The 25,396-nt window shown below is 70.2% G+C and carries 31 protein-coding genes; 25 read left to right on the top strand and 6 right to left on the bottom strand.

Annotation, left to right across the window (positions count from 1 at the left end):
* Positions 1-20: 20 nt before the first annotated feature.
* Together ACYQ77_RS00875 and ACYQ77_RS00870 are read right to left on the bottom strand one after the other, a co-directional pair.
* Positions 21-689, bottom strand: a complete 669-nt coding sequence (locus ACYQ77_RS00875; protein ID WP_459706417.1) for a response regulator transcription factor — start codon at positions 687-689, stop codon at positions 21-23.
* Entirely contained in the window at positions 686-1,834 is a 1,149-nt protein-coding gene (locus ACYQ77_RS00870; RefSeq protein WP_459706415.1) for a sensor histidine kinase, read from the bottom strand. Before ACYQ77_RS00870 ends, ACYQ77_RS00875 begins: the two co-directional genes overlap by 4 nt.
* A 162-nt stretch (positions 1,835-1,996) precedes the next feature.
* On the opposite strand from ACYQ77_RS00870, the gene ACYQ77_RS00865 reads away from it, so the two are divergent.
* The 6 genes from ACYQ77_RS00865 (at position 1,997) to ACYQ77_RS00840 (ending at position 8,262) form a co-directional block, all read left to right on the top strand.
* The gene (locus ACYQ77_RS00865) at positions 1,997-2,455 is read left to right on the top strand and encodes a DUF1707 SHOCT-like domain-containing protein (protein WP_459706413.1); all 459 of its coding nucleotides are present in this window, start codon (positions 1,997-1,999) and stop codon (positions 2,453-2,455) included.
* Between the two features lie 13 nt (positions 2,456-2,468).
* Complete coding sequence (locus tag ACYQ77_RS00860; RefSeq protein WP_459706411.1) at positions 2,469-2,936, top strand: hypothetical protein; 468 nt, start codon at positions 2,469-2,471, stop codon at positions 2,934-2,936.
* Positions 2,933-3,694: an ABC transporter ATP-binding protein gene (locus ACYQ77_RS00855; RefSeq protein WP_459706409.1), complete on the top strand. Its 762-nt coding sequence runs from the start codon at positions 2,933-2,935 to the stop codon at positions 3,692-3,694. Before ACYQ77_RS00860 ends, ACYQ77_RS00855 begins: the two co-directional genes overlap by 4 nt.
* A complete protein-coding gene (locus tag ACYQ77_RS00850) occupies positions 3,694-6,267 on the top strand; it encodes an ABC transporter permease (protein ID WP_459706407.1) in 2,574 nt (857 codons plus the stop codon). The genes ACYQ77_RS00855 and ACYQ77_RS00850 overlap by 1 nt, the downstream gene beginning before the upstream one ends.
* Before the next feature lie 82 nt (positions 6,268-6,349).
* Positions 6,350-7,561: a helix-turn-helix domain-containing protein gene (locus ACYQ77_RS00845; protein WP_459706405.1), complete on the top strand. Its 1,212-nt coding sequence runs from the start codon at positions 6,350-6,352 to the stop codon at positions 7,559-7,561.
* Between the two features lie 77 nt (positions 7,562-7,638).
* Positions 7,639-8,262, top strand: coding sequence for a hypothetical protein (locus ACYQ77_RS00840; protein ID WP_459706403.1), 624 nt, complete (start codon positions 7,639-7,641; stop codon positions 8,260-8,262).
* Between the two features lie 19 nt (positions 8,263-8,281).
* On the opposite strand, the gene ACYQ77_RS00835 is transcribed toward ACYQ77_RS00840, so the two are convergent.
* A complete protein-coding gene (locus ACYQ77_RS00835) occupies positions 8,282-8,617 on the bottom strand; it encodes an aldo/keto reductase (protein WP_459708074.1) in 336 nt (111 codons plus the stop codon).
* Between the two features lie 64 nt (positions 8,618-8,681).
* Here ACYQ77_RS00835 and ACYQ77_RS00830 point away from each other — a divergent pair, with 64 nt between their 5' ends.
* Both ACYQ77_RS00830 and ACYQ77_RS00825 read left to right on the top strand, forming a co-directional pair.
* A complete protein-coding gene (locus tag ACYQ77_RS00830) occupies positions 8,682-9,077 on the top strand; it encodes a transposase (RefSeq protein ID WP_459706401.1) in 396 nt (131 codons plus the stop codon).
* Positions 9,001-9,579, top strand: coding sequence for an IS5 family transposase (locus tag ACYQ77_RS00825; RefSeq protein WP_459708072.1), 579 nt, complete (start codon positions 9,001-9,003; stop codon positions 9,577-9,579). Before ACYQ77_RS00830 ends, ACYQ77_RS00825 begins: the two co-directional genes overlap by 77 nt.
* Here the strand turns inward: ACYQ77_RS00825 and ACYQ77_RS00820 are convergent.
* A complete protein-coding gene (locus tag ACYQ77_RS00820) occupies positions 9,565-10,026 on the bottom strand; it encodes an aldo/keto reductase (protein ID WP_459706399.1) in 462 nt (153 codons plus the stop codon). The two genes, ACYQ77_RS00825 and ACYQ77_RS00820, sit on opposite strands and share 15 nt — an antisense overlap.
* A 68-nt stretch (positions 10,027-10,094) precedes the next feature.
* Complete coding sequence (locus tag ACYQ77_RS00815) at positions 10,095-11,102, bottom strand: medium chain dehydrogenase/reductase family protein (protein ID WP_459706398.1); 1,008 nt, start codon at positions 11,100-11,102, stop codon at positions 10,095-10,097.
* A 168-nt stretch (positions 11,103-11,270) separates the two neighbouring features.
* On the opposite strand from ACYQ77_RS00815, the gene ACYQ77_RS00810 reads away from it, so the two are divergent.
* From ACYQ77_RS00810 to ACYQ77_RS00770, 9 genes are all read left to right on the top strand, one after another.
* Entirely contained in the window at positions 11,271-11,741 is a 471-nt protein-coding gene (locus tag ACYQ77_RS00810) for an ester cyclase (protein ID WP_459706396.1), read from the top strand.
* A complete protein-coding gene (locus ACYQ77_RS00805; RefSeq protein WP_459706394.1) occupies positions 11,741-12,661 on the top strand; it encodes an NAD(P)-dependent oxidoreductase in 921 nt (306 codons plus the stop codon). Before ACYQ77_RS00810 ends, ACYQ77_RS00805 begins: the two co-directional genes overlap by 1 nt.
* A 102-nt stretch (positions 12,662-12,763) precedes the next feature.
* Positions 12,764-13,081: a TcmI family type II polyketide cyclase gene (locus tag ACYQ77_RS00800; RefSeq protein ID WP_459706392.1), complete on the top strand. Its 318-nt coding sequence runs from the start codon at positions 12,764-12,766 to the stop codon at positions 13,079-13,081.
* Positions 13,082-13,096: 15 nt separating this feature from the next.
* Entirely contained in the window at positions 13,097-13,345 is a 249-nt protein-coding gene (locus ACYQ77_RS00795; RefSeq protein WP_459706390.1) for a phosphopantetheine-binding protein, read from the top strand.
* A gap of 9 nt (positions 13,346-13,354) precedes the next feature.
* Positions 13,355-14,248 (top strand): cupin domain-containing protein, encoded by an 894-nt coding sequence (locus tag ACYQ77_RS00790; protein WP_459706388.1) that lies wholly within the window; start codon positions 13,355-13,357, stop codon positions 14,246-14,248.
* Between the two features lie 155 nt (positions 14,249-14,403).
* Entirely contained in the window at positions 14,404-15,669 is a 1,266-nt protein-coding gene (locus ACYQ77_RS00785; protein ID WP_459706386.1) for a beta-ketoacyl-[acyl-carrier-protein] synthase family protein, read from the top strand.
* Positions 15,669-16,886, top strand: coding sequence for a beta-ketoacyl synthase N-terminal-like domain-containing protein (locus ACYQ77_RS00780; RefSeq protein ID WP_459706384.1), 1,218 nt, complete (start codon positions 15,669-15,671; stop codon positions 16,884-16,886). The genes ACYQ77_RS00785 and ACYQ77_RS00780 overlap by 1 nt, the downstream gene beginning before the upstream one ends.
* Positions 16,883-17,200, top strand: coding sequence for an antibiotic biosynthesis monooxygenase family protein (locus ACYQ77_RS00775; RefSeq protein ID WP_459706382.1), 318 nt, complete (start codon positions 16,883-16,885; stop codon positions 17,198-17,200). The genes ACYQ77_RS00780 and ACYQ77_RS00775 overlap by 4 nt, the downstream gene beginning before the upstream one ends.
* Positions 17,201-17,214: 14 nt before the next feature.
* Complete coding sequence (locus tag ACYQ77_RS00770; RefSeq protein WP_459706380.1) at positions 17,215-17,682, top strand: hypothetical protein; 468 nt, start codon at positions 17,215-17,217, stop codon at positions 17,680-17,682.
* A gap of 390 nt (positions 17,683-18,072) precedes the next feature.
* Here the strand turns inward: ACYQ77_RS00770 and ACYQ77_RS00765 are convergent, their stop codons facing one another.
* Positions 18,073-18,489, bottom strand: coding sequence for a nuclear transport factor 2 family protein (locus tag ACYQ77_RS00765; RefSeq protein ID WP_459706378.1), 417 nt, complete (start codon positions 18,487-18,489; stop codon positions 18,073-18,075).
* A gap of 269 nt (positions 18,490-18,758) precedes the next feature.
* On the opposite strand from ACYQ77_RS00765, the gene ACYQ77_RS00760 reads away from it, so the two are divergent.
* The 8 genes from ACYQ77_RS00760 to ACYQ77_RS00725 all read left to right on the top strand — a co-directional run bounded on the left by ACYQ77_RS00760 (position 18,759) and on the right by ACYQ77_RS00725 (position 25,129).
* Positions 18,759-20,345: an MDR family MFS transporter gene (locus tag ACYQ77_RS00760; protein WP_459706376.1), complete on the top strand. Its 1,587-nt coding sequence runs from the start codon at positions 18,759-18,761 to the stop codon at positions 20,343-20,345.
* A complete protein-coding gene (locus tag ACYQ77_RS00755) occupies positions 20,338-20,772 on the top strand; it encodes an ester cyclase (protein WP_459706374.1) in 435 nt (144 codons plus the stop codon). The genes ACYQ77_RS00760 and ACYQ77_RS00755 overlap by 8 nt, the downstream gene beginning before the upstream one ends.
* A 14-nt stretch (positions 20,773-20,786) precedes the next feature.
* A complete protein-coding gene (locus ACYQ77_RS00750) occupies positions 20,787-21,263 on the top strand; it encodes an HAD family hydrolase (protein ID WP_459706372.1) in 477 nt (158 codons plus the stop codon).
* 38 nt (positions 21,264-21,301) lie between these two features.
* On the top strand, positions 21,302-22,399 hold the full coding sequence (locus tag ACYQ77_RS00745) for an RCC1 domain-containing protein (protein WP_459706371.1): 1,098 nt from the start codon (positions 21,302-21,304) through the stop codon (positions 22,397-22,399).
* Between the two features lie 15 nt (positions 22,400-22,414).
* A complete protein-coding gene (locus tag ACYQ77_RS00740; RefSeq protein ID WP_459706369.1) occupies positions 22,415-23,140 on the top strand; it encodes a DUF4386 family protein in 726 nt (241 codons plus the stop codon).
* A 63-nt stretch (positions 23,141-23,203) separates the two neighbouring features.
* Positions 23,204-23,866, top strand: coding sequence for a DUF4386 family protein (locus ACYQ77_RS00735; protein ID WP_459706367.1), 663 nt, complete (start codon positions 23,204-23,206; stop codon positions 23,864-23,866).
* A gap of 14 nt (positions 23,867-23,880) precedes the next feature.
* Positions 23,881-24,621: a dienelactone hydrolase family protein gene (locus tag ACYQ77_RS00730; protein WP_459706366.1), complete on the top strand. Its 741-nt coding sequence runs from the start codon at positions 23,881-23,883 to the stop codon at positions 24,619-24,621.
* 1 nt (position 24,622) lies between these two features.
* The gene (locus tag ACYQ77_RS00725) at positions 24,623-25,129 is read left to right on the top strand and encodes a GNAT family N-acetyltransferase (RefSeq protein WP_459706364.1); all 507 of its coding nucleotides are present in this window, start codon (positions 24,623-24,625) and stop codon (positions 25,127-25,129) included.
* Positions 25,130-25,396 lie beyond the last annotated feature (267 nt).

The raw sequence follows: 25,396 nt of genomic DNA, 5'->3' as shown, positions 1-25,396 counted from the left end.
GCGCTCAAGGGCCACTCGAGCTACTCCGCCCAGCCCGGCCGGACCAGGCCGGACTCGTACGCGAGCACCACCAGCTGCGCCCGGTCCCGCGCCGCCAGCTTGATCATCGCGCGGGAGACGTGGGTCTTCGCCGTCGCGGGGCTGACCACCAGGCGGGCGGCGATCTCGTCGTTCGTCAGGCCCTCGCCGACCAGGGCGACCACCTCGCGTTCGCGTTCGGTGAGCACGTCCAGCCGGGCCGGGGACTGGACCTTCTTCGCCTTGCTCGCGAACTCGCCGATCAGGCGGCGGGTGACGCTCGGCGACAGCAGCGCGTCACCCGCGGCGACGACACGGACGGCGTGCACCAGCTCCGCGGGCTCGGTGTCCTTCACGAGGAAACCGCTGGCGCCGACGCGGATGGCCTCGAAGACGTACTCGTCCTCCTCGAACGTGGTGAGGATGAGGATGTGCACGTCCGCCAGTGCCGGATCACCCGAAATCCTCCTGGTGGCCTCGAGGCCGTCGATGCCGGGCATGCGGATGTCCATGAGGATCACGTCCGGCTTGTGCTCGCGGGCGACCTTCACCGCCTCGTCGCCGTCCGCGGCCTCCGCCACGACCGTCACGTCCTCCTGCGCGTTCAGCAGCGCGCGGAAACCCGCCCGCACCAGCGCCTGGTCGTCGGCCAGCACCACGTTGATCGTCATGTGTCGCCCCCTGTCGGAAATGTCGCGCGCACCCGGAACCCGCCGCCCGGCTTCGGTCCCGCCTCGAACACACCGGACAGCGCCTCGACGCGCTGCCGCATGCCGGTCAGGCCGCTGCCGGTGCCGATGCTGCTGTCCGCGCTGCCCCGGCCGTCGTCGTCGATCCGGACCGCCAGCTCGTCCGGGCGGTAGCTGAGTGTGACAGTGGCGGTGGTCGGACCCGCGTGCCGGTAGGTGTTGGTGAGCGACTCCTGCACGATCCGCAGCGCGGCCGCGTCCACGCCCTTCGGCACCGGCCGCTTCTCGCCCTCGACCTGGACGGTCACCGGCAGGCCGGCCGTGTCCATGCGCGCCACGAGCCGGTCCAGCTGGTCGAGGCTCGCCACCGGGTGCCGGGGCGCGGCGCCGTCACCGTCCACGTTGCGCAGCACGCCCAGGATGTTCCGCAGCTCGACCAGCACCTCCTTCGACGACTGCTTGATCGCCGTCAGCGCCTCTTTCACCTGCTCGGGCTGCGAGTCGATCAGGTGCAGGGCCACGCCGGACTGCACGTTGATGAGCGAGACGTGGTGCGCGAGCACGTCGTGCACCTCGCGGGCGATCTTCAGCCGTTCCTCGCTGGCCTGCCTGCGGTCCTGCTCGGCGCGCGCCTCCGCCTCCTGCGCGACGCGGTCGCGGCGGGCCTTCGCCAGCTCGCCGACGCCCATGACCAGGGAGATCCACGCGAACACCGCGCCCGCGGCGACCCAGTTGAAGTCCCAGTCGGCGCGGACCAGCATCGCGGCGAACAGCACGACACCGCCCACGTACCCGGTGGTCCACGCCGGCACGCGGGGGCCGTGCATGGTGGCGTTCAGCAACGCGACCACGAGGCTGAGGAAGATCGGGCCGAACGGGTTGTGCAACGCGAAGTAGGCGGTCAGCAGCGCGTACACGACGGCAAGTACCCAGATCGGGTGACTGCGGCGCCAGGTCAGCGCGACCGCCGACGCGAGCACGAGCGCGATCGTCAGCGCGTTGATCCGGTCGGTCTCGCGCTGCCCGTACGCCGCGCCGAACGTGAACACGACCTGGACGAACGCGATCGGCACCACGATGGCGAGCGGGTGCAGCGAGCCGAACGAGAACGTGCGGTACGTGTTCATGTCCAACCCCCTCTCACCTGTGCCGAAGCGTACGGGGCGCCCGTCCCGCGCGCGTACTACGCGGGGCGTAGATCGGCGTGCCCCGGAGCCGCCACGCGCGGTACCCGAAGTGCCGTCGCGGACCCGACGATTTCCGCGGCCGGAACGGCGACAGTGGTAACCATGAACGAGCGACAGGACATCGAGAAGGCGGTGCGGGCCTCGGACACCGAGCGCGAACGCATCGCGAAGCTGGTCAGTGAGGCCGCGGGCGAAGGCCGCCTCACCATCGCCGAGGCGGACGACCGCCTCGAACGCATCTACACCACCCGGTTCCGGCACGAGCTGGCCGAGTTCGTCGCGGACCTGCCCGCCGGCCGGCCGCAGGCGCCGCGACCGGCGCGGGGTCTCGACCGGTTCCCGACCCGGCTGCGAGTGCACGCGGCCGCCGCCGTGGTTCTGTCGGTGGTGCTGATCCTCCGGTGGGCCGCGATGGACGTGCCGTTCTTCTGGCCGGCCGGTCCGATGTTCCTGCTGTGGGGCAGTTTCCTGCTGCACGCCCGGTTCGTCCGGTCCGGCGCGGTTCCTCCATGGGCTCGTCAGCGCGTCGGACCACCATGGGGTGACCGGCACATCGGCTAGCGGGGAGTGGGTCATGAGGATCTCGGCGACGGGCGGCCTGCAGCCGCTGCCACGACCCGTGCGACAGGCCTGGATGATCCTCCACGTCGCGTGTTCCGTCGGCTGGCTCGGCGTCCTCGTCGCCTGCCTGGCCCTGCGCATCACCGCGCTCGGCAGCGCCGACGCGGCCCGCGCCGCCGCCCTCGACGCCGCGACCACGACCCTGACCAGCGCGTTCTTCCTGCCCGCCACACTGCTCGTGCTCCTCACCGGTGTGGTGCTCGGGCTCGGCACCAAGTGGGGCCTCGTGAAGTTCTACTGGGTGCTCGCCAAGCTCGTCATCGCGCTCGTGCTGCTGGCCGTCGCGAACCTCGTCGCCCCCGACGGCGCCGTGCTCACGTTCCTCACGGCCGCCACGTCGCTCGCTCTCGTCCTGTCGATCCTCAAGCCGTGGGGTCGCGTCAGCCGGCGCCGCGCACCAGTTCTCCAGGAGTCCTCATGACCACCACCGCTGCCGAGACGATCACCGGCCTCGCGGCCCGCGCGGTCGGCGTCACCAAGGCGTACGGCACCGGCGCGACCGCCGTGGTCGCGCTCGACGACATCTCCGTGGACGTCCGCCGCGGCCGGTTCACCGCCATCATGGGCCCGTCCGGGTCCGGCAAGTCCACGCTCATGCACGCGCTCGCCGGTCTGGACACAGTGGACTCGGGCGAGGTGTGGATCGGCGACACACGGCTCGGCGACCTGTCCGACAAGGGCCTCGCCGACCTGCGGCGCAACCGGGTCGGGTTCATCTTCCAGCAGTTCAACCTGCTGCCGACGCTGTCCGCCGAGGAGAACATCGCGCTGCCGCTCGCGATCGCCAAGCGCAAGCCGGAGCAGGCGTGGTTCGACCTGGTCGTCGAGGCCGTCGGGCTGGCGGACCGGCTGACGCACCGGCCGAGCGAACTGTCCGGCGGGCAGCAGCAGCGGGTCGCGTGCGCGCGTGCGCTGCTGCCGAAGCCGGACGTGATCTTCGCGGACGAGCCGACCGGCAACCTCGACACCCGCTCCGGCGCGGAGATCCTGCGGTTCCTGCGCCGGTCGGTGGACGAGTTCAACCAGACGATCGTGATGGTCACGCACGACGCGGGCGCCGCCGCGTACGCCGACCGGGTCGTGTTCCTGCAGGACGGCAAGCTCGTGCACGACCTGCTCGAGCCGTCCGCGGACGAGGTCCTCGACACGATGAAGCTGCTCTCCGAGGGTGATTCCTGATGTTGAAGGCAGCGCTCAAGGGCCTGCTGGCCCGCAAGCTGCGGCTCACGCTCGCGGGTTTCGCGGTGGTGCTCGGCGTGATGGCGGTGTCCGCCGCCATGATCACGACGACGACCATCGGCAGCGGCTTCGACTCGATCTTCGCGTCGACCAACGCCGACATCGACGTCTCCGTGTCCAAGAAGTCCGATGTGGACGCCGGGATGGGTGGCAAGGCGTTCACGCCGCCCGTGCCGTCGTCGGTCGTGGCGTCGTTGCGGGACGTGCCGGGCGCGACGTCGGTCCGGGGTGAGGTGTCGGTCGACGGCGCCCGGCCGGTCGGGCACGACGGCAAGGTGATCAGCGTGCAGGGGCCGCCGCGCAGCGGGGTGGCGTGGCACGGGGAGACCGGGCTGGTGCGCCTGTGGTCGGGCCGGGGGCCGTCGGCGCCGGACGAGGTGGCGATCAACGGCGGGCTCGCCGACCGCGGTCAGTTCAAGGTCGGCGAGAAGATCGACGTGCTGACGCTCGCGCCGCGGCAGACGTTCACCATCGTCGGGATCTACGGCTACAGCAACGGCCGCGGCTCGATGGGTGGCGACACGCAGGTGGCGTTCACCGAGCCGGTGGCGCAGAAGCTGATGCTGGGCGCGGCCGACGTGTACAGCTCGGTGACGGTGACCGCCTCGCCCGGCGTGTCCCGGGAGGAGCTGCGGGACCGGGTCGCCGATGTCCTCGGCGACGGGTACACCGTGCGCACCGGCGACGAGCTGGCCGCCTCGACGGCCGCGGACGGCAAGGCGTTCCTGGACATCGTGCGGATCGTGCTGCTCGGGTTCTCCGGGTTGTCGCTGCTGGTGGGGATCTTCCTGATCCTGAACACGTTCTCGATCCTCGTCGCGCAGCGGACCGGCGAGCTGGCGTTGATGGCCGCGCTCGGCGCGCGGCGGCGGCAGATCGTCGGGTCGGTGCTGGTGGAGGCCGTGATCGTGGGCGCGGCGGCGTCGGTGGTCGGGATCGGGCTGGGCATCGGGGTGTCGGTGCTGCTGAAGATGGTCATGGAGGCCAACAGCGGCGCGTCGCTGCCGGTCGGGTTGATCGTGCCCGTGGCCGACCTGGTGCTGGCGTTCGCGCTGGGCGTGGTCGTGACCGTGGTGGCGGCGCTCGTGCCCGCCGTCCGGGCGTCGCGGGTGCCGCCGGTGCAGGCGATGCGCGCGTCGGCGGCGGAACAGCGGTCGCTGACCCGGATCACGTGGCTGGGTGCCGTGCCCGCGGTGCTGGGGATCGCGGCGGTCGTGGTGTCGCTGGCGGACATCGGGTCGCTGCGGTGGGTGGCGCTGGCGGGCGGGGTCGTGCTGGGCCTGTTCGGGCTCGCGCTGCTGACTCCTCTTCTGAGCCGTTCGCTCCTGCCGTTCCTGGGCCGGGTGGTGGGCTGGTCGATGCCGTCGAAGCTGGGCAACCGCAACGCGGCCCGCAACCCGCGCCGCACGGCCATCACCGTGTCCACGTTGGTCATCACGCTGGGCCTGGTCGGCGGCGTGAGCGTGATCGCGGAGTCGATGCGCGCGGACCTGTCCGCGTCGGCGACCCGCGACCTGGGCGCCGACCTCGTGATCAGCGGCGACGGCGTCACCGGCCGCGCAGGTGGTCAGGGCGGCGGCCCGCCCACGGCGGCCGACGGCCGGATCATGCCGACGTTCGACGCGTCGGTGGTCGACGAGGCCCGCGCGGTGCCCGGGGTGTCGCGGGCGGTCGCGCAGTACGTGGACACGGCCCAGTTCTCGTGGGGTGCGTCGCCCGCCGCGGCCGCGGACCTGTCGCAGCTGTCGGGTGTGCTGAAGCTGTCCGGTTCGCCGCGGACCCCCGCGCCGGGTTCCGTCGTGCTGGACACCACGACGATGTCCGACCACGGGCTCTCGGTGGGCGACACGGTGCGGCTCGCGACGCAGCGGGCCGGGTGGCAGGAGTTCCGCATCGCCGGCAGCTACGAGGCGAACTACCTGCTGCGCGGTCCGGTGTTCAACCCGTCCGAGGTGGCGTCGCTGTTCGTGTCGTCCGCGCCGGCGATCGGGTACGTGCAGCTCGCGCCGGGCGCCGACGCCCCGGCGGTCACCCGCGCGGTGTCCGAGCTGGTGGCGGACAACCCGGAGGTGTCGGTCCAGGACCAGACCCAGCTCGCGGACGACGCGGCCGGCCAGATCTCGATCGCCGAGACCATGCTGTACGTGCTGCTCGGGCTGTCGGTGGTGATCGGAATCCTGGGCATCATCAACACGATGGCACTGTCCATCCTGGAACGGACGCGGGAGCTGGGGCTCCTGCGAGCGGTCGGCATGCGGCGGTCGCACATGGTGCAGATGGTCGTCACCGAGTCGGTGATGATGTCGCTGTTCGGGGCCGTGCTCGGATTGGCCGCCGGCGGCGCTGCCGGGGTCGCGGTGGTGCGGGTCCTCGGCCTGTCGGCGATCGAGATCCCGTGGGTGTCGCTGGCGGTGTTCCTCGGGTTGGCTGTGGTGGCCGGGTTGCTGGCGGCCCTGGCCCCGTCCGCCCGGGCGGCACGGGTGAACGTGCTGTCGGCCATCGCTTACGAGTGACCGCGAAGGGTGTGTTCGGAGCGCGTTCCGAACACACCCTTCGCGATGTTTACGTGTGCGTACAACAGGTACGCTCGACGGTGTGGAGCACGACCACATAGGGCGTCGCGTGCGGGAGATTCGCAGCTGGCGCGGCATGGATCTGGCCACGACCGCCGGGCTCGCCGGTATCTCCCCGTCGGCTCTTTCGTTGATGGAACGCGGAAAACGCCCCATCTCCAAGCGAACCGTGCTGGAGGCGATCGCCCGAGCGCTTCGTGTCTCCCCGTTCGAACTGACCGGCCAGCCCCATCCGCCGTCCGGCGAAGGAACGGCCGAAGCGCGAACCGCCATGGCGGCGCTCGCCGATCTCCTGGGCGGATGGCGGATCGGCGAGGTACCCGACGGCCCTCGGCGGCCGCTTCCCGAGGTACTCGCCGAACTGGAGCGGTTCCACGCGGCGAGGAACGGCTCCGGTTCGCGTGGCGCCGGCGACTACGCGACGCAGGTCGCGACCCTGTCGCCGCTGATCCGGGACCTTCTCGCGGCGGCAGCGGATCCCGGGGATCGACGACGTGTTCTCGTGCCGCTGCTGCTGGCGTACCACGTTGCCGGGAGCACGTCGGCCCGTCTCGGCATTCCCGGTCTGCCCTCGCTGGCGGCCGAGCGCATGCGCGAGGTCGCGGCCGAACTCGACGACCCGGTGTGGCATTCGGTGGCCGACTGGGGACGCGCGCACTTCCTCTCGGCGACCAACCGGGAGCGGCAGTACCACCTCGCGGTGGCGGTGGCCGATCGCGCGCCGGCGGAACGTCCCGAGACACGCGGAATGGCCAACCTGACAGCAGCTCTCGCAGCCGCTGCCATGGCACGTCACGACGTCGCCGAGTCGCACCTCGCGGCGGCCGCGGAGCTGGCCGAGTCGATCGAGCCCGACGTGAGCCCGTGGCCGTCCGGGATCATGCAGTTCGGGCGGACCAACGTCGGGATTTTCGCGGTCGCGGTGGGGGTCGAAGTGGGCGACGGAGCCCGCGTCGCCGAAGCCGCCTCGCGGATCAGGCTGGCGTCCGCGTCTCGTGGACGGCAGGCGTCGTTCTGGGTGGACTACGGCCGCGGGTTGATCACCGAGCGCCGGACGCGGGAGAAGGGGCTTCGGGCGCTGTTGCGTGCGGAGGAACTCGCGCCGCAGCAGGTCCGCAACAACGTGTTCGCCCGGGAAGCGGTGACGGCTCTGCTGTCGACTGCGCGTGGTCACGCCGGTGGGCCTGACCTGCGCGGTCTCGCCTGGCGCATGAACATAGCCCCGAAAGGGTGAACCTCGCGGCGTTTGACAAAACGACAAAGACGTCGCCCGGACCGCCAATAACGTCGCCTCCCGTTGTGGGAGGTGAGATGTCCGCGAAGAAGGAAACGCGCGTTGTCGCGCCGTACATCACGACCTGGAGTGCCGAGGTCGACCCGGCGGTCACACTGGTGGAGCGGCATGGTGGCGGAATCGCCTACGCGGACGAGGTGGTGGCGGACCGGGACGGGAACGGCGTCCTATGGTGGCGCACGTCGCTTCGACCGGGTTCGGGAAGGCCGTTGTTCGGCCAGGTGCATCCGCTGCGTCAACGTCGCGCGATGCGGCGCCTGCTGTGCCAGGTCTGCGCCGGACCGGCCGACCGCACCGATGACGGTGTGCTCTGGCTGCTCAAGGATCACCGGGACGACTGGCCATCCTGGCCCGACGGAATGGGCGTGATGGAACCGCCGATCTGCGTGTCGTGTGTGGCGTTGTCTGTACGACTCTGCCCGGCGTTGCGTCGGAGTGCCGCGGTGGTGAGGGCCCGGCGATTCCCCGTCGCCGGGGTGCGTGGCGCGCTGTACCGGGGTGGCCCGAGGCCAGTGCCCATCGCCGAGGCGACTCTGCGAATCGGTGACCCTCGCACCCGATGGCTTCGGGCGACGAGTCTGATTCGCGAACTGAACGACACCACCGTCATGCCGTTCGACATCGGGGGAAAGGTTGGGTGAGCGACCGGACCGCCGCGGGTCAGGCGGCCTCCCTTCTCGCCAGCGCGGTGAGGTCTTCGGGGGTGAGGGTGATGTTCGCTGCGGCGACGTCTTCGGTCAGGTGGGCGAGGGTGCTGGCTCCGGGGATGGCGACGGTCACCGGGGAGATGGCCAGCAGCCACGCCAGGGCTATCTGTGCGGGTGTCGCTTCGTGGCGGGCGGCAATGCCTGCCAGGGGGCTCAGGTCGGCTCGGCCGCCGCCCAACGGGAAGTACGGGACGTACGCGATGTCGTGCTGTTCGCAGTGGGTCAGGACCTCCGTGTCCTCGCGGTGGTGGATGTTGAAGTGGTTCTGCACGGCGGCTACCGGGGCGATCGCCTGTGCCTCGGCTAGGGCGTGTCTGACAAAGGTTGTGCGTAGTGGCTGGGATGCTGCGGGTGTGTCGCGGTTTCAGTTGCTGTCGGATGAGCAGTGGGTGTTGATCGAGGATCTGTTGCCTGCTCGTACTGGCAAGCAGGGCAGGCCGTTTTCGGATGCCAGGTCGATGGTTGAGGGGATCATCTACCGGTATCGGTGCGGGATTTCGTGGCGGGACGTGCCTGAGGTGTTCGGGCCGTGGCAGACGATCTGGACCTGGCATCGCCGGATGGCCAAGAACGGCACTTGGGACACGGTGCTTGCGCGTCTGTTGGCCGCTGCGGACGCTGCTGGGTTGGTGGACTGGGCGGTGTCGGTGGACTCGACGATTACGCGGGCGCATCAGCACGCCACGAACATCACCCGGCACACAGGGGGCTGGATCGAACTACACGAATCTGCTCGACGAGCCGCCTGACCACGCGGTCGGCCGGTCCCGGGGCGGCTGGAGCACCAAGATCCACCACCTCGTCGACGGGAACGGCCGACCGATAGTGACGTTGGTGGGGCCCGGGCAGGCCGGTGACGCACCGATGTTCCCGCACCTGATGCGGCATCTGAGAATCCATCGTGTCGGACGAGGCCGGGCACGCACCCGACCCGACCGCGTCCGTGGCGACAAGGCCTACTCCTCACGCGCCATCCGCCAGCATTTGCGGACCCGCGGCATCACCGCCGTGATCCCAGAACCGGCTGATCAGGTCGGGCACCGGCAACGCCGCGGCTCCCGCGGAGGCCGTCCACCCGCCTTCGACCCCATCGACTACCGCGGACGCAACGTCGTCGAACGCGGCTTCAACCACCTCAAGCAATGGCGCGGACTGGCCACCCGCTTCGACAAGCTAGCCATCACCTACCGCTCTGCGGTAGTCCTCCACGCGGTGATCACCTGGACCAAAGCATTGTCAGACACGCCCTAGTTGGGTGAGGTCGACGTGGCTGACGCCCAGGTGGCGGATCAGCCCGTCGCGGCGTAACTCCGCCAGTGCCGAGAAGCGTTCGGCGAGTGGTTCGCCGCCTGGGTCGCCCATGCCGCCTACGCGTAAGTAGACGAGGTCGAGGTGGTCGACGCCGAGGCGGCGTAGGTCCTGTGCGACCAGGGCGCGTAACTGGCCTGCGTCCGCTTCCGTCGGGACGGTGACCTTGGAGGCGATCACCAGGTCGTCCGGGTAGGGGGACAGCGCCTGTCTGATCAGTTCGTGGGCGTGTACGTCGCCGTAGCCGTAGGTGCCCGCGGTGTCTATGTGGTTCACGCCCAGTTCGACCGCGGTGCGCAGGACCGTGACGGCGGTGGCCGGGTCACGCACCGAGCCGCCCAGGGCGAGCCGCATCGCCCCGAGGCCGAGTCGGTTCAGCAGGAGTTCCATGTCAGGAACGGTACGCGCGAAGGTGCGCACGCGCAAGATTGCGTGTGCGCACTTTCGGGTGAAGGGGCTCAGCAGGTCAGGACGAGCTTGCCCGTGACGCCCTCTTCCAGGCGGCGGAAGGCCTCCTGTGCCTCGCGCAGGGGCAGGGTCGACACCTCGCGCGGGGCGATCTTGTCCGCGGACAGCAGGTTCAGTACCTCTGCCAGGTCCTCCCGGTAGGCCGTGGGCTGGGCCTTCTCCAGGGACCACGCGTTGTAGAAGCCCGTCAGCTTCCCGTCCGGCCTCAGCTTGGGCAGGATGATGCCGCCCAGGAAGCCCTGCATGCCGACCAGCAGGTTGCGCTTCCCGTTGCGCAGCGCGTTGTTCTGGCCGTAGGCGACGAGGCGTCCCCCCTTGCGCAGCACCGCGTACGAGCGCCAGAAGTGGCCGCCGCCCATGGGGTCGAACGCCGCGTCGACGGCGCCGGCCTTGTCGCGGACCGCGTTCGCGAAGTCCTCCGCGCGGTAGTCGACCGGGATGGCGCCGTGGCGCCGCACCAGGTCGGCGTTGGCCGCGGACGCGGTGCCGAAGACCGTCACGTTGCCGATGTGCTCCGCCAGCTGCAGGAACGCCAGGCCGACGCCACCGGAGGCGCCGTGGACCAGGATGCTCTGGCCGGACTCGACGCGGGCCACCCGGTGGAGCATCTGGTAGGCGATGAAGTAGTTCAGGGCCACCGACGCCGCGGACACCGCGTCGACGCCGTCGGGGACCGGGACCAGGCGTTCCTCGGGCAGGGTGATGCCGGTGGTGTAGCCGCCCGAGACGACGAGCGCCGTCACGCGCTGGCCCACCGCCAGGGACACGCCCGGGCCGACCGCCTCGACGACACCGGTCAGGTCGCAGCCCGGCACGAACGGGTGTTTCGGCCCGCCGGGCACCACACTGCGCTGGAACAACAGGTCACCGTACGAGACGCCGGCCGCCTCCACCCGCACCCGCGCATGACCGGCGGGCGGCTCCGCCAACTCGTGCGTGCGGACCTCGAGGCTGCCGGTCGCGTCCCGGTTGACGGCGTACACCGAAGTGGTCTGCATCTCGCCCTCCGTGGCTGGGATTCCGTCCGGTTCTCGACGCTAACAACGGGTTTTCCCACCACACAGGGGAAAACGTCCCGCCGGGCTGGGACCACGTGTGGACGACGGTGGGCGTTCCGGCTGGGAAGTTCGAGGTCGACCGTGTTCCCACTTCCGGAGGTCCTCGGCATGTCAGAGGAGAACATCGAGCTGGTCCGGTTCATCACCGAGGAAGGCTTGAACAAAGGCAATCTCGACTTCATCGGCGACGTCTTCGCGCCTGACTACGAGGTGCACACCGCCGGCCTCCAGCTGCCGAAGGGCCCGGCCGCGTTCCGGATGGCCGTCGAGTTCTGGAAGCGCGCCTTCCCGGACTTCACCTGCGGCATCCAGGACATGTTCGCCTCCGGCGAGCTCGTCGGCCTGCGGTTCCGCACCACCGGCACGCACACCGGGCCGCTGATGTGGATGCCGCCGACCGGCAACTCGTTCGTCGTCGAGGGGGTCGACCTGCACCGGGTGCGGGACGGGAAGGTCATCGAGTCCTGGATCAGCGACGACTTCCCGCGGATCCTGTTCGAGCTGGGCATCGTGAAGGAGCCCGCGCCGCCCGCCGGTGCGCGTCCGCCCGAGGGCGTCGCGCTGCCCGAGGCCAGCTGATGGGCGCGCCGAAGATCGCGTTCATCGGCCTCGGGTCGATGGGCGGCGGGATGGTGTCGCGGCTGCTCGACAGCGGCGCGCACGTGACGGTCTACAACCGCACGCGCGCCAAGGGCGAGGAGCTGGCAGGCAAGGGCGCGGTGCTGGCCAGCACGCCGTCCGAGGCCGCCGCGGGCGCGGACGTCGTGTTCCTGTCGCTGGCCACCAGCGAGGTCGTCGAGAACCTGCTGTTCGGTGTGGACGGTGTGGTCGAGTCGCTGCCCAAGGGCGCGATCGTCGCCGACATGTCCACCGTGGCACCGGCGTTCGCGATCGGCTTGCACGAGCGGCTGGCGGCGACCGGGCACCGCGGGCTGGACGCGTGCGTGCTCGGCAACGCCCAGCACGCCAAGGACGGCGAGCTGCGGTTCATGATCGGCGGCGCGGCCGAGGACGTCGAGACGATCCGGCCGGTCATCGCGCACCTCGCCAAGGAGATCGTGCACCTGGGCGGGTCCGGCAAGGGCGCCACGGCGAAGCTCGCGCTGAACCTGCTGATGGGCGTGGAGATGCAGGCACTGGCCGAAGCGATCGTGTTCGGCGAGAAGGCGGGCCTGGACCGCGGCACCCTGATCCGGCTGATCTCGGCGAGCGGCTACAGCGCGCCGGTGATGAAGTTCAAGGCCGGCGTGATCGCCCGGCGCGCGTTCGAGAACCCGGACTTCCGGCTCAAGCTCATGCGCAAGGACCTCGGCCTGGTGCTGGCGGAGACCGCCGAGCTCGGCGTGCCCATGCCGGTGACGGCTGCGAGCCACGACTGGCTCACCAACGCGAAGAACCAGGGCCTCGGCGAGCACGACTGCGCGTCGATCGTCGCGATCCTCGAGCAGGCGGCCGGGCTCGCGGACGACTACCCGTGGCCGGGACCCGTCGAGTCGTAACCGCGTCCTGGCGAACAGAGGACCCGGGACTCCTCCGCGTGGGACCGGCCCGACGGATGCTCGAAGGAACCCAACGAAGACGCAGGAGCTGGAGTGAGTGGCGTGCACCGATCACTGATTGTCGCGAAGATCATGCCCGACTCGCACGACGAGGTCGCCGAGATCTGGGCCGAGTCCGATGCCACGGAGCTGCCGAGGATCGCGGGGGTCCGGCACCGCTCACTGTGGACGCTCGGGGACGTCTACATCCAGCTGCTGGAAACGGACGAGCCGGGTCAGGAAACCATCAACCGCATCAAGGGTCACCCGGAGTTCGTGCGGATCAGCGACCGGCTGAGCGAGTTCATTTCCCCGTACCTGCCGACCTGGCGCTCGCCGAAGGACGCCCAGGCCAGGAACTTCTACACGTACGAGAAATAGAGGGAGAGTCCGGAAATGGCGAACGTCACCTTCGACGACGTCGAGTCGATCCTGGTCACGAAGGTGGGTCTGGCCCCGCAGACGCTGGCGGCCAACCCGGAGGGATCGTTGGAGGACCTCGGCCTCGACTCGCTGGCCGTCCTCGAGCTGCAGATCGTGATCACCAAGCAGTACGGCGTGGAGATCCCCGACGAGTCCGGCGAGCTGAACGTCGGCCAGATCGTCGACTACATCAACGAGAACTCCGCCGAGCAGGCGGCGTAAGGGGACACCATGGCCGGGCACACCGACAACCAGATCCGCATCGAGGCGCCGTTCCAGCTGGTCTGGGACATCACCAACGACGTCCCGAACTGGCCGGACCTGTTCACCGAGTACGCGGCGGCGGACGTGGTGAGCGAGGACGGCGACACGATCACCTTCCGCCTCACCATGCACCCCGACGAGGACGGCGCCGTCTGGAGCTGGGTTTCCGAGCGCACCCGCTACCACGACGAGCGCCGCACGCACTCGCACCGCATCGAGACCGGTCCGTTCGAGTACATGAACCTCGACTGGTACTACGAGGAGGTCGAGGGCGGCGTCGTCCTGCGGTGGGTGCAGGACTTCCACATGAAGGACACCGCGCCGGTGGACGACGAGTGGATGGTGAACAACATCAACAAGAACTCGAAGGTCCAGCTGCAGATCATCAAGGACAAGATCGAGAAGATCCACCACTCGAAGCGGGCGTCCGAGGACAAGGTCGTCGCCATCCACAACTGCCCGCAGGACCACCGCCGCGGCGGCACCATCCAGACGCTGCTGTCGCCGCGCACGGTCGGCTCGACGTCCGGGTTCATGGGCGGCGCGACGCTGCAGCCGGGCGAGGCGATCGCCGAGCACCTGCACCCGTACAGCGAGGAGTTCGTGTTCTGCATCCGCGGGCACCTCGAGGTCGACATCGACGACAAGATCGTCGACCTGCCCGCGGGCTCCGCGATCCTCGTGCCGAAGGACACCCGGCACCGGCTGCGGAACGTCGGCGGCGACGAGGTGTTCGCGGTGTTCCACCTCGGTCCGCTCGCGCCGCGGCCCGAGCTGGGGCACGTCGACACGGAGACCCGTGAGGAGGCGGCCGCGGTGGCCGCACGCATCCTGGCAGCTCGGGAAAAGAAGGCAGCATGAGCGGGAGCGGAGCGACGGAGCGGGCGCCGTCTGGACTGACGAGCAGCGCAGGAAGCCCGGCCACGGGCGAGCGAGCAGCGCAGGAGGGAAGACCGCTGCCGAGCGGAGCTCGCGGAGCGAGCCGTCGAACACCGAGCGGAGGAGCGCAGCGACCCATGCAACGCCGCGTTGTGGTCACCGGGGTCGGCGTGGTCGCCCCCGGTGGCGTCACGAGAACGCAGTTCTGGGACACCCTGACCGCGGGCCGCACCGCGACGAGGAGGATCACCTTCTTCGACGCGGCCAAGTTCCGGTCCAGGGTGGCCGCGGAGGCCGACTTCGACCCCGTCGCCGCCGGCCTGTCCGCACAGGAGATCCGCCGCGCCGACCGGTACGTCCAGTTCGGACTCGCGTGCGCCGCCGAGGCGCTCGCCGACTCCGGTCTGGTGCTCGACGAGCAGACCCTCGACAACACCGGTGTCGTCATGGGTTCCGCGGTCGGCGGCACGATGGCGCTCGAGGACGAGTACGTCGCCGTGTCCAACACCGGCAAGGAGTGGCTGGTCGACCACACGTACGCGGGCCCGTTCCTGTACCAGGCGCTGGTCCCGTCGTCGCTGGCGGCGGACATCGCCCACCGGTACGGCACGCACGGGCCCACGCAGGTGGTGTCGACCGGCTGCACGTCCGGCATCGACGCCATCGGCTACGCGTGGAACCTGGTGCAGGACGGCGAAGCGGACGTGATCATCGCGGGCGCGTCCGACTCGCCGATCTCGCCGGTGACCGTGTCGTCGTTCGACGCGATCAAGGCCACCACGCCCGAGAACGACGACCCCGAGCACGCGTCGCGCCCCTTCGACGCCACGCGCAAGGGGTTCGTGATGGGTGAGGGCGGCGCCGTGCTGATCCTGGAGGAGCTGAACCACGCGCTTCGCCGCGGCGCCAAGGTGTACTGCGAGGTCACCGGGTACGCGTCGCGGTCCAACGGGTTCCACATGACCGGGCTGCGGCCGGACGGGCTGGAGATGTCCGAGGCCATCCGGGTGTCGCTGGACCAGGGCCGCACCAACCCGACCGACGTCGACTACATCTGCGCGCACGGTTCCGGCACCAAGCAGAACGACCGGCACGAGACCGCGGCGTTCAAGCGGGCGCTGGGCGACCACGCGTACCGGACGCCCGTCAGCTCCATCAAGTCGATGATCGGGCACTCGCTCGGCGCGATCGGCGCGATCGAGATGGCGGCGTGCGCGCTGACCATCGACAACAACGTGGTGCCGCCGACCGCCAACTGGTCGGAGCGGGACCCGGAGTGCGACCTCGACTACACGCCGAACACCGCGCGGGAACGCAAGGTCGACGTGGCGTTGTCGGTGGGCAGCGGGTTCGGCGGGTTCCAGTCGGCGATGGTGTTCAGCCGGTTGAAGGAGGCGGCCTGATGACGAGGTCGGTGATCACGGGTGTCGGGGTGGTCGCACCATCCGGCATCGGTGCCGACGCGCACTGGAAGTCGGTGCTCGACGGCGAGTCCAAGCTCGGGCGGATCACGCGGTTCGACCCGTCGTCGTACCCGGTGACGCTCGCGGGCGAGGTGCCGGAGTTCGACGTCGAGGACTACGTGACCGCGCGGCTCAAGGTCGCGACGGACCGGTGGACGTGGCACGGGTTCGCGGCCGCGCAGGAGGCGCTGGACGACTCCGGTGTCGATCTGTCGACAGTGGACCCGTACGAGGCCGCGGTCGCGCTGGCGTCGTCGTCCGGCGGCAACGAGTTCGGCCAGGGCGAGCTGCAGGCGCTGTGGGCGACGCCGGACGGCAAGGTGTCGGTGTACCAGTCGATCGCGTGGTTCTACGCGGCGAGCGTCGGGCAGATCTCCATCCTGCACCAGCTCAAGGGGCAGTGTTCCGTGCTGGTCGCGGAGTCGGCCGGCGGGCTGGACAGCTTCGCCCAGGCGGCGCGGACCATCCGGCGCGGCACCAAGGTGGTGCTGGCCGGCGGGACCGAGGCGCCGCTGTCGCCGTACGCGCTCACCTGCCAGCTGTCGACGCGCAGGCTCTCCACCTCCGTCGACGCGGAGACCGCGTACCAGCCGTTCTCGGTGGGCGCACAGGGTTACGTGGCCGCCGAGGGTGGCGCGGTGCTGCTCGTCGAGGAGCTGGACCACGCGCTGGAGCGGGGCGCCGACATCCACGGCGAGGTGCTCGGGTGGGCGGCCACGCACGACGGCCGCGCCACGCGCCCCGGTGACGGCGGCTCGGAGGCGCAGTACGTGCGGGCCATGCGGGTCGCACTGGAGCGTGCCGGGCTGTCGCCGTCCGATGTGGACGTCGTGTTCCCGGACGCGGTCGGCGTGCCGGAGGCGGACCTCGTGGAGGCAGCGGCCATCCGGTCGGTGTTCGGGGACGTGCCGGTGACCACGCAGAAGGCGCGGATCGGGCGGATGTACCAGGGCGGCGCGGCCCTGGACGTCGCGACCGCGCTGCAGGCGATGCGCAACGACACGCTGCCCGCCGCGCACGGGCTCGGCGAGATCGCGCCGGGGTGCGAGCTGAACTTCGTGCGGGAGAACACCGCGCGGCGCACGTCGGTCGCGGTGGTGAACGCGCGTGGGTACGACGGGTACAACACGTCGCTGGTGATCGGGAGGTACTCGTGACGGCACGGATCGTGTTCCTGGTGCGGGTGCCCGCCGCCCGGACCGAGGAGTTCCTGCGGGCGTACGAGAACATCCGGTACGAGGTGGCGGCCGGCGTGCCCGGGCACATCCTCGACCAGGTGTGCCAGGCGCCCGCCGACCCCGAGCAGTGGCTCATCACCAGCGAGTGGGAGACGCTCGACGACTTCCTGCGGTGGGAGCAGAGCCCGAAGCACCGCGAGCAGGCGGGGCCGATGCGGGCGTGCATGACCGAGGCGCGGTCGATCAAGTTCGTGGTTCGCGAGGAGACCAGCAAGAGCCGCCTGGCCGGCTGAGACAGGAGAAGGAAATGACCAACGCTCTGATGATCATGAGTGTCTGGGTGCTGGCCGCGTCCGGCATCCAGCTCGGCACTCTGTGGATCATGAAGTTGTCGATCCTGCCGTTGTTGAACGGGCTGCCGTACGACCGGTACGTGTCGACGTGCCAGCGCATCGACATGCACGTGTTCCACCCGATCGCCGTGTGGAACGGGGTGATCGCCGCCGGCGTCGGCGTGATCGCGGCGTTCGCGGCGCCCGAGGCGGGCGCCGCCACGCTGTTCATCGTCGGCTCGGTGGGCATGGCCGTGGTCGGGCTGACGTCCGAGGGCATCAACCGGCCGATCTGGCGGCAGGTCGAGAAGTGGTCGATCGACAAGGTCGACGACGAGCAGTGGGCGCAGAAGCGGCACACGTGGCACATCGCGCACCAGGTGCGGACGTACGGGGCCATCGTGGCGGTCGCCGCTTACATCGCGGCCATCCTCGCCATCTGAGGGGTTTCCCCCCAGCCGGTCCCGCGGGTTGCCGCGGGGCCGGTTTTCGCGTGGATACGCAGGCCGGGACGGTCCGTTGGAATGGAAGTTCGGCAACGCGTCCGGCGGGATCACGTTCCTCATGATGCTCGGCGAAATGGCTGATTCGACCGGATTCGGCGTCGCGAAAGCCCGCTTCGGGGCATTTCACTCGGTGACCGCTACCGGGTGGCTCGAGGACGGGTCGAGGACGGTCGCCGGGAAAGGGGCGGGTCCCTACCGTTGATCTGTTGATCCGCGGAAAGGGATTCTCCCCATGACCGACATTTTATTCGTGGTGGTCACGTGAGGTCCCGGCGTGCGAGAAAGCCCGGGCGTCGCGCGAGGCCCGGGCTTTCTTCTTGTCCTGGCTCAGCTGGGACGCGGACCGCCCTGGGGCATGCCGGGGGGCGGCCCCATCGGAGAGAGCTGGAAACCCGCGATCCTGCCGGCGACGACCGTCGCCGAGAAGCGGAGCTTGCCGCCCGGGACCGGGTTGCCCTGGTAGGTGGCGACGGCGTCCTGGACGCCGATGACCAGCACCGTGTCGCCGTACTGGCGGACCTGCGGGTCGACCAGCCTGAACTGGCTGTACTTCAGGTCACCGGACTCGTGGCGCTGCAGCCACTCCGCCTTGGTGAGGGTGAAGCCGAACGGGCCGATGCCGACGTAGTCGTCGTCGAGGAACGGGCCGATCGCCGCCGGGTCACCGGACAGCTCCGCCTCGGACCAGCGGTCGAGGAGGTCCGCGATCTCCTTCTCGACGACGTCTGTGTTCTGTGCGCTCATGATGTCCTTTCCGCGGCATATCAGGCGACCTCGATGGTCGCAGCCGGTGCTGACGTATTCGTGACGGCTGGCTTGGCGCTGACTCAAGAATGCCGCGCCCGGAGCCCGCCGTCGTCCACCGGCGGTCGGTTGTTCGCCTACTCCCCGGGGAGTACGGCAGAACACTTCGCTCGCTTGACTCGTTCGTCAGTATTCGCGGCCACACTCGAGGTCGGCATTGGCGCGCGGATTCACACAGCCAGAAATTGCCATCGGAGGGATTGGTCAACATGGCCGGAACCGGAAACAGCTACGCGCCCCCCGGGCCCGCGCTCAGCAAGCGGACGGTGGTCGGGGCGTTCTGCGGGCTGTTGCTCGTGATGCTGCTCGCCTCGATCGACCAGACGATCGTCGCGACCGCCTTGCCGACGATCGTCGGCGACCTCGGCAGCCTCACCGACGTGTCGTGGGTCGTCACCGTCTACCTGCTCGCGTCCACCGCGACGTCACCGATCTGGGGGAAGCTCGGTGACCTGTTCGGGCGCAAGCGCATCCTGCTCATCACCATCGGCATCTTCCTGGCCACGTCCGTGCTGTGCGGGCTCGCCCAGACGATGACGCAACTGGTCATCTACCGGGCGCTGCAGGGCATCGGTGGCGGCGGCATGATGGCGATGGCCATGGGCGCCGTCGGCGACATCGTCTCGCCCCGTGAGCGCGGCAAGTACCAGGGCTGGATCCAGGCCACGTTCGCGCTGGCCAGCGTCGTCGGGCCGCTCGCGGGCGGGTTCTTCGTCGACCACGCCACCTGGCACTGGATCTTCTTCATCAACGTGCCGCTCGGCCTCGTCGCCGTCGGCTTCCTCGTCGCGCTCTTCCCCGGCCAGGCCGCGGTCCGCGCCGCGAAGGTCGACTACCTCGGGTCGGCGCTCATGGCGGCGTCGGTCGTCTGCCTGCTGCTGGCCGTCACGTGGGGCGGACAGCGCTACGAGTGGGACTCGCCGACGATCATCGGGCTCGGCGTCGCGTTCGTGGTGCTCGCCGCGGTGTTCCTGTTCTGGGAGACCAAGGCCGCCGAGCCGGTGCTGCCGCTGCAGCTGTTCCGCAACCCCGTGATCGCGGTGTCGGCGGTCGTGCTGTTCATCGGCTTCCTGTCGTTCTTCTCCGTGCTGGTCTACCTGCCGCTGTTCATGCAGGTGGTGCAGGGGGCGAACGCGACGAACTCCGGTCTGCTGCTGGTGCCGATGATGCTCGGCGTCATCGTGTCGACGTTCATCTCCGGCAGGCTCATCCACAAGACCGGCAAGTACAAGATCTACCCGGTGCTCGGGCTCGCCGTGGTCCCGGTCGCGATGTTCCTGTTCTCCACCATGGACACCACGACCTCGATGGTCACCACCTCGATCTACATGGTGATCTTCGGTCTCGGGTTCGGCGTGGTCTCGCCGGTGCTGATGATCGCCGTGCAGAACGCGGTCGACCGCAGGCACCTCGGCACCGCGTCCGCCGGTGTGCAGTTCTTCCAGGCACTCGGCAGCTCGATCGGTGTCGCCGTGTTCGGCGCGCTGCTCAACCACCAGCTCGACGCGAACCTGGCGCGTGAGCTGCCGCCGGGCGCCGGCATCCAGGGCGACGCCAAGCACCTGCTGTCGAGCCCGGAGCAGATCCGCGCGCTGCCGTCCGACGTGCACGGCGCGGTCGTGCGGTCGGTGGAGCAGGGCCTGCACGTCGTGTTCCTGACGGCGATCGGGGTCGCGGTCGTCGGGTTCCTGTTCATGTTGGCGCTCAAGGAACTCCCGTTGAAGTCCCAGCAGCACGGCGCGCCGCCCCAGGGTGCGAAGCAGCCTGCTGCCGCCGGAGGTGAGGCACGTGGCTGACCACAAGGAGATCGTCACCCGGATCGTCGACGAGGTCGTCAACCGCGGGGACTACGCGCCGGTGCGGGAGCTGTTCTCGCCGGACTTCGCCATCCACAAGGCCGGCATGAGCTTCCCGCCGGGACCGGAGGCGTTCAAGATGGCCGTCCGCGAGTGGCGGGACGCGTTCCCCGACTACCGCGTGACCGTCGTCCAGCTGATCGCCGAGGACGACCACGTCACCGTCCTCTACACCGCCGAGGGCACGCACACCGGCTCGCTGCGCGGGATGCCGCCCACCGGCAAGGCGTTCACCTACACCGGCGCCGAGGTGCACCGGTTCGCAGGCGGGCTGGTCGTCGAGTCGTGGCTCGCCGACGACCTGCCGCGCATCCTCACCGACACCGGCCTGATGGCGCCAGCCTCGTCCGGCAACCAGTGGTCATGAAAGGAAGTTGAGTGATGGCCGACCGCTACCTCCTGCTCTACGACGCCGAGGGCGTGCTGATCCGGACGACGGACGCCGGGGAGAAGACCAGGACGGCCGGGTCGTGGGAAGCGATGTCCCAGCTGTCCGGCCGGACCGACGCCGTGCAGGCGCCGGTGACCGGGCTGGACCGCGACGAGACCGCGGTGCTGATGAAGGAGGTCACCGGGCTCGGGCTCGACCGCTACCTCGACCTCGAGGTCGGCGCGTACGGCTCGGCCGACCTCGCGGCACTGGTCACCGAGGCACGCCGGCTCGCGAACGCCAAGCACGGCGCCGAGCTGGTGGCGGTCGCCATCACCGACGCGGCAGGCGTGCCTGCCGTGGTCGACGCCGCGGACGTCGTCGTGGCGGTCGCCGACGACGACGGGCCGCGTGCCGACGGCGCCAAGCACGTCGTCAAGAACCTGCTCGAACTGGTGCCACTCGTGCTCGAGAACCGAGTCGCCTGAAAGAAGTACGCAAACCCTTCCAGAAATGAGGAGTCCTGATGCCGGAAACTCACGGCGGCCTCGGCACGGTGTGGATCTGGGGCGACAACATCTGGTCCCAGCAGTGCGACGGCACCACCGACCCGCGCCTGATCCCCGCCCAGATCGACGGGCTGTCCGATGTGGAGACCGTGGTCGGCGGCGGCGGGCACGGCGCCGCGCTGCGCACCGACCGCACCGTGTGGGGCTGGGGCCGCAACGACCACGGCCAGGCCGGTGACGGCACCTACGAGAACCGCAGCACGCCCGCGCAGATCGAGGGGCTGGAGAACATCCAGCAGCTCGTCGGCGGCGGCGGGCACACGGTCGCGCTGGCCGACGACGGTACCGTCTGGGCGTGGGGCCACAACGGCCGCGGCGACTGCGGTGACGGCACCTCGGACAACCGCCCGACCCCGGTGAAGGTGAAGAACCTGACCGAGGTCAGGGCCCTCGGCTGGGGCGGCGGCCACGGTGTCGCGCTGCGCGGCGACGGCACGGTGTGGGCGTGGGGTCACAACATCGTCGGCGCCTGCGGTGACGGCACCAGCATCACCCGCCTCGAGCCGGTGCAGGTGCACAACCTCGCGAACGTCACGCAGATCGCGGGCGGCGGCTCGCACACGCTCGCGCTCACCGAGAGCGGCGAGCTGTGGACGTGGGGCCGCAACGACCGCGGCCAGCTCGGCGACGGCACCAACGAGACCCGGTTCGAGCCGGTGCGCGTCGTCGGCCTGGACGACGTGGCGATCACGTCCTTCACCTGCGGGTACTTCCACACCCTCCTCCTGGACGGCGACGGCTACGTCTGGGCGTGGGGCAACAACGACATGGGGCAGCTCGGCATCGGCGGCAGCGAGAACACCAACGCGCCGGTGAAGACGGGCATCGGCGGAGTGACGGCGCTCGCGGGCGGCGGCGGCCGCAACGAGTGGGGGCCGGGCGGGCACAGCCTCGCCATCCTCGAAGACGGGACCGCGGTGGGCTGGGGCCTGAACGACGCGGGCCAGCTCGGCGACGGCACCACCGACAACCGCGAGGAACCAGTCGAGGTCAAGGGCCTCGTGAACGTCCAGCAGGTGGTCGCCTGCGGCGGTTACAGCATCGCGCTGCTCTGAGAATGGAGTTCCCCCATGTCCTTACTCGCCTCCCGTGAGTCCACAGAGGACGTCGCGCCGGGCAGGCCGCCCGTGCCCGGCGCCGCGACCGGCTACCTGAGCGCGATCGCGTTCCTCGGGTTGTTCGTCTTCGGCATCCTGCTGAACAGCGTGTTCGCCAAGGGCCTCTACCCGATGCCGACCGTGCCCGCGTCCGAGACGGTCGCCTACCGGCTCGCCAACCCGGAGGTCATGCGGATCTCCGGTGTCGTCAACGTGCTCGCCGGTGTCGCCGCCATCTGGTTCGCGTCGTGGCTGGCCGCGGTCGTCGGGCGCAAGGCACCCGGTGGCCAGGCGTCGTGGCTGACGTTCGCGGGCGGCGCCATCTCCGGCGCGTTCCTCATCCTGTCCGGTGCCATGCAGTGGGTCGTGCAGCGGCCGGACGTGCTGGCCGACGAGGGCCTCACGCAGACCGTGAACTCGCTGATCTTCGTGATCGGCGGCGTCGGCGTGGTGCTCGGGTACGCGGGACTGGTCGGCGTCAGCTCGCTGGTGCTGGTGCGGGCGCGGCTGATCCCGACGTGGCTCGCCGTGGTCGGCGTGGTGTCCGGCGCGCTGTCGCTGGTGGCGGCGTTCGGCCTGGTGCCGGAAGGCACTGAGCTGGTCTACCTGATCCCGTTGGGCCGTTTCCCCGCACTGCTGTGGATCGCGATCGCGGTGGTGTTCATCGTGCGCCGACGGCGGTTGACTGTGCCCGCCTGACGCAGAAATGTGAGAAGCCCGCGGAGATTTTCCGCGGGCTTCTCGCGTTTACCGGGAGGGCGCATGACCAGGCGGAACGGAATTGTCAGCATTGCCGCTTTTCTGGCGATGTTCATCCTCGGCGCGATCATCAACAGCTTTCTCTCCGACGGCGGCACCTACCCGGTGCCGAACGACACCGCGGAACACGTGCTCCAGTGGCGGTCCGACAACGGCGGCAGCGTGCGGATCACCGGGGTGGCCGGCGCGCTGGCCGGGCTCGCCATCATCTGGCACGGCGCGTGGCTGTCGGCCGTCGTGCGGGAGCGCACGAGCAACCGGGAGGCCTCGCTCGTCGTGTTCGGCGGCGGCATCGTCGCCGGCGCGTTCATGCTGATCGCCGGGATGCTGCAGTGGGTCGTCGAGAGCCCGGAGACGCTGTCGGACGTGCCGCTGATGCGTGCCGTCGACCGGATGATCTACGCGACCAGCGGGCCGGGCTCGGTGGTGGGCTTCCTGCTGCTCGTCGGCGGTGCCGGACTGGCGCTGCGGCGCACGGGTCTCGTGCCGGTGTGGTTCGCCTGGCTGGGCGTGGCCGCCGGTGTCGTGTCCCTGCTGTCGCTCATCCTCCTGCTCCCCGAGGACGGCAGCGCGTTCGGCTTCGTGAGCCTCGGCCGGTTCCCGTCGCTACTGTGGTTGCTGGCGGCAGCCGTGCTCCTGAACGGGCGGTTGCGGCGCACCACGTGACCGGGGAGGAACGCATGCCACGCCAGGACGTCACCGTGACCACAGTGGACGGCGAGTGCGCAGCGACGCTGCACACGCCCGCCGGCGGGGGTGCGCACCCAGCGGTGCTCATGTACCCGGACGCGGCGGGGGCGCGGGAGACCTTCGCCGCGATGGGTGACCGGCTCGCCGGGCTCGGCTACACCGTGCTGGTGCCGGACGTCTACTACCGCGACGCGCCGTGGGCGCCGTTCGACGCGGCCACCGTGTTCACCGACCCCAAGGAGCGGGCGCGGCTCGGTGTGCTGGCGAGGAAGGTGACGACCGAGCGGGCGATCGCCGACGCGGGTGCGTTCCTCGACTTCCTCCTCGCGCGGCCCGAGGTGTCCGGGCCCGCGGCGGGCACGACCGGGTACTGCATGGGCGGCAAGCTGTCGCTGCTCGCCGCGGCCCACCACCCCGACCGGGTGGCGGCGGCCGCGTCGTTCCACGGCGGCAACCTGGCGGTGGCGGACGACCCGGACAGCCCGTACCGGGTGGCGGACCGGATCCGCGCCACCGTGCTCGTCGCGGCGGCGCGGGGCGACCGGTCGTTCCCGCGCGAGCAGTACGACCGGCTGGAGAAGGCGCTGACCGAGGGCGGCGTGCGGCACACGATGGTGGTGTACCCGGCCCGGCACGGGTTCGCCGTGCCGGACAACGACACCTACGACGAGGCCGCCGCCGAGCGCCACTGGGCGGAGCTCGCGGCCCTGTACGCGGAAGCGCTGCGCTGACATGAGCGTCCCATGGCCGCCCGCACCGATCCGGACCGAGCGGCTCGTGCTCCGCGAGTCGCAGGCCCGGGACCGGCAGGCGTACGTCGAGCTGTTCGCGTCACCCGAGGTGGGCACCTACCTCGGCGGTCCCCGGCCGCGGGAGGAACTCGAGCGGACGGCGCCCGCGGTGCCCGGACGGCGGCCCGGCGTGTTCGTGGCCGACCTCGACGGGACGATGATCGGCACGGTCACCGTCGAGCGGCGGGACCCGGAACGCCCGGGCAGCGGCGAGTTCGAGCTCGGCTACATGTTCCTGCCGAGCGCGTGGGGCCACGGGTACGCCTTCGAGGCGTGCACGGCGGTGCTCGGCTGGTTCGCCGAAGCGGTGCCCGGCGAGCCGGTGGCGCTGTGCACGCAGACCGCCAACGAGCGGTCGCTGCGCCTCGCGACGAAGCTGGGGTTCACCGAGGTGAGGCGGTTCGAGGAGTTCGGCGCGGAGCAGTGGTTCGGCGTGTGGTCGGCGTGACGAAGGGGTCCTTCCTCACGCTCACGATGGAGGAAGCCCGCTGCGCGGGGGTGGGCGCGAGCCCACCACACAAGGACTGCTGTCTGCCATCCCGGAGACCAGCCCGTCCGGCGAGGACCCCCCCGGAGGGAAACCCAGGCAAGGCGTCCCAGAGAGCCCGGAGCACCACGAGGACGATCAGGACTTCGCCGACTTTGACCGAACCCTGACGTGACGAAGGGGTCCTTCCTCACCACCGGCGTGAGGAAGGACCCCTTCATGGCACGG

The organism is Actinophytocola sp. KF-1 (assembly GCF_054661535.1).
Note: the sequence above shows the minus strand (reverse complement) of the source record. Positions and strands in the feature narration are given on the sequence as shown.